The following is a 3,183-nucleotide window of genomic DNA, read 5'->3' on the forward strand; positions in this document are numbered from 1 at the left end:
ACACGTAGTCATCGGTGATTCGCACTGCTTGCCGAAGGTTTTCGAGGGTCGAGATTGCGTCGAGCTTCGCTTGCAGATCGGCTATTTCGACTAAGCGAATGTTGCGATTTTCATCAGTGAGCGCGCATCCTTCCAAGGAAAGGAATTCCGACGACATAAGCTGAAAAAGGCGAAGCCACTCGGCACTCCCCTGACCGGCTTTCATGTCCTCTTTACGGAATAACCCGACAGCCTCAACGGCTGTTGCCCACGAGTGTTGCAGCCTAGTTCTGATCTGGATCTCAACTCTACGATCGTTGTAGACCTCGGCCTCACCCTCGCCCCTAAATTTGAACACCATGTGGTGGCTTCGGTAGCCATCCGGCTTTGGACGAACAATGTAGGCGTCCTCGCGCGCCAGTTCGTGCGCAGAGTTGAGCCTCAACGCGCCGATCAGCGAATTGACATCGTCCATGGTTGGCAGCACGGCGCGACAACCCGCCAGATCCTGCACTTGGTTGAGATTCGAAGAAATCTTGCGCAATTTGCGCCTGATCGACGGCATGCGCTTTAACCGCGCAACGGTAAAGCCGCCCGTAATGCGCTGCTTTCGAATAAGCCCGCTGACCTCGTAGCGGAGCCGCCGCATCGGATACGCGTGAGAATCGCGATAGTTGTTGGCAATCCGAAAGACCTGCCTGATGTGTTCAGCGGTCTCGTCAGTCCAAACCAGATCGCCCGCGAGCGCCTCACCCGCACGTCGGACGTCCCTCATCGAATATTCGAAGCGCGGAAAATCCGCCATGCGCCAACTCTCGAAGCATCGAAAACGGCAATATACCAGAAGAATCGACGAGATTAACTGTTGCGCTTTGTACACCTCACGTGTACATTGTTTTCAGCGTTGGGATTGGCCCGACGCGAAAAGGAAATGGAGTCCTTCAATGGCTTTCTTCAACAGCGATCCCCTCCGGAAGATGCAGGCCCTGCGTGATCAGGCCGAGCGCATCGGCGTGCAGTATCTTGAAGGTCACGCCGTCAAGGGGACGATCAGCCGCCAGATGGTGCTCAACGTCGCCAAGACGCTGAACTTTCACCCGAGCGAGCTGATCGAGATGATCCCGGATCGCCGCCGTGCATCGCGCCATGCCAAGGCGATGGACGGAATGCGCAAGGCGAACCTGCTCGGCGATCGCGGGCAGACCTTCGCAGACTACCACGACCAGAACTAAGCGAACCGCGGCTCCCGGACACGGGAGCCGCACTGTCCATTCACATCACCAGAACGGAGCGTCTCGCATGTCAACGAGCGTCTACAACCTCCTGCGCGAAGCCTGCGGCATTTCACAATCTGAGGCCGCCGACCACATTCACGAGACCCGGCTCGACACCGTCAAATCGTGGTCCAGCGATCGCAGACCGGCTCCCCAATGGGCCATCAACCAGATGCAGTCGATGGTGCGCAGGATCCGCGCCGCTGGCGAGACCTTCGCCGAGCAGATCAAACAACGAGCTCAGGGCCAGAACGTGTTTGTGATCGGGCTGCCGCACGATGACGACGACGCACGCGCTTGCGGATTCCCGTCGAGCGCCGCGCAACACCAAGCGATCGCAATCGCGATCTCGCTGCTGCCTGATGACGCCGAAATCCGCCTGGTTGCACGGGTCCGCGGCTCGATCCCCGCCCCTGTACTTCAGCTCGAGAAGGTGGAGCCTACAGCGACTGACAGGCATGTCCTGATGACGATGTCCTTCCTCGGTAACCAATGCACAACGGAAGGCAATATGAACCGACGCAAATTCGAGCGCCTCGAGGATATTGGCTGGATAAAGGGCTTTGCGGTCAACCTAAGCGACGTCACCTACGAACTCACGGCAGCCGGAAAAGAAGCCCGAGCCGTTAGACCCGGCGACCGATTCCGGCTTGCTGTAGAAACCGGTGGCGAGGAGCGAGCGTTCCGAGTTGAAGAGGTAACGCCAGCGCCGCGTCCAAACATGTTCTCAAAAGACAAAGCAAATATCACATTGGTCGATGACAGCGGCATTCGGATCACCCGGCTTGATAAGGAAATTCGTTCGTATTTTATCGGCCCGGCGGGTTGATGACAAAGCGAGACGATGGCGCCGATGCCACGCAGGCGATCGGAGACTTGACGACAAGCTGGAGCAGCTGGCGCAGCTTGTAGCCCGGCGGAAAACATCAACGCTTGAGATGGATGTCGACGAAGTTGGTCACGATCCAGCCGACGCCGCCGCTCAACCCCACGGCGGCCCAGTAAAGCCAGCGGCTTGCATTGCGCACGCCGGTCGCCTGCACCTGGACATTCTGGACGGCCTGGACGGTCGGCTTCATGTCCGCGATGTCTTTGGTCGCCGTCGCGACCTCGCCCCGCATGGTCGTCACCTCGGCCCGCAGCGCCTCGACCTTCTGATGCAGATCCTTGCGACCCTCGGAGGCCTTCGCCTCCATTTGCGTCCAGGTATGCAGCAGCGTCGCGACGGTCGACTCGAGGCCGCCGATTTTGGCGGCCATCTGCAGCAAGGCGGCATTCACGCTCGCCATTTCGTCGCCGCTCATTTCGCCTTCTTTCGCTTGAACAGACCAAGGCGCGGCGCCGGCGTTTCTACCGGCGCGATGCTCTCGCAGGCGGCCCCCTCGACGCGGCCGATGCCCTCGCGGACGTCCTGGTATTGGCAGACGGCGCGGCGCAGGCAGGCATTGACCTTTGCCAGCGCGGCGCGGTCGGTTTTCCAGAGCCGCTCGATCTCGCCGGCGTCGAGCTCGCGGTCCGGCGTATCGACCGGCGCGCGCTCGCAGGCCGCGACGTCCACCGGCAGTGCCGGAATGTTCGGTGCGTCCGGAGGCGGAGGCTGCAGCCGCTCGACGCTACCGGACCCCACGCACCCGGCGAGACATGTCGCGAGTAAAACACTTGTTAGGATTAGCCGGCGTTGCATCGATTGCCCCCTGGTTGGATTTGAGCTGCCCCTCGGCCGCCGCAGCACGCTTGGCGTCGCGCTGCTGCAAGGCGTTGGCGAAAACGAGCTGGCGATCCTTCTCCTCGAGGCGCGCCTGCAATTGAGCGTTCTGCGCGGCGGTCTGCGCCGCCTCGCACTTGTCGTCGGCCGAGCGATATCCTGCGTTGTAGAGATGCACGGCGCCGGCGATCGCGCCGCCGCCGGCGAGCAGCGCCAGGCCGCCGG

Annotated in this window: 5 protein-coding genes and 1 pseudogene; 2 read left to right on the forward strand and 4 right to left on the reverse strand. The window is 61.0% G+C overall.

Going from position 1 to position 3,183, the window contains the following annotated elements; genetic code table 11:
* The coding region (locus AC628_RS40325) for a RelA/SpoT-related domain-containing protein (RefSeq protein ID WP_074132318.1) at positions 1-784 on the reverse strand (784 nt) is incomplete at its 3' end.
* Positions 785-923: 139 nt separating this feature from the next.
* Between AC628_RS40325 and AC628_RS40330 the strand changes: the two genes are divergently transcribed.
* Together AC628_RS40330 and AC628_RS40335 are read left to right on the forward strand one after the other, a co-directional pair.
* Complete coding sequence (locus tag AC628_RS40330; protein WP_074132321.1) at positions 924-1,211, forward strand: hypothetical protein; 288 nt, start codon at positions 924-926, stop codon at positions 1,209-1,211.
* A gap of 67 nt (positions 1,212-1,278) precedes the next feature.
* A complete protein-coding gene (locus tag AC628_RS40335) occupies positions 1,279-2,082 on the forward strand; it encodes a hypothetical protein (protein WP_074132325.1) in 804 nt (267 codons plus the stop codon).
* 97 nt (positions 2,083-2,179) lie between these two features.
* Here the strand turns inward: AC628_RS40335 and AC628_RS40340 are convergent, their stop codons facing one another.
* The 3 genes and pseudogenes from AC628_RS40340 to AC628_RS44570 all read right to left on the reverse strand — a co-directional run.
* A complete protein-coding gene (locus AC628_RS40340) occupies positions 2,180-2,557 on the reverse strand; it encodes a DUF1515 family protein (RefSeq protein WP_074126074.1) in 378 nt (125 codons plus the stop codon).
* On the reverse strand, positions 2,554-2,811 hold the full coding sequence (locus AC628_RS40345) for a hypothetical protein (RefSeq protein WP_143202075.1): 258 nt from the start codon (positions 2,809-2,811) through the stop codon (positions 2,554-2,556). Before AC628_RS40345 ends, AC628_RS40340 begins: the two co-directional genes overlap by 4 nt.
* Before the next feature lie 55 nt (positions 2,812-2,866).
* Positions 2,867-3,183 (reverse strand): annotated as a pseudogene (locus tag AC628_RS44570) (hypothetical protein); the annotation flags it as partial.

The organism is Bradyrhizobium sp. NAS96.2 (assembly GCF_001908235.1).
Taxonomy (GTDB): Bacteria; Pseudomonadota; Alphaproteobacteria; order Rhizobiales; family Xanthobacteraceae; genus Bradyrhizobium.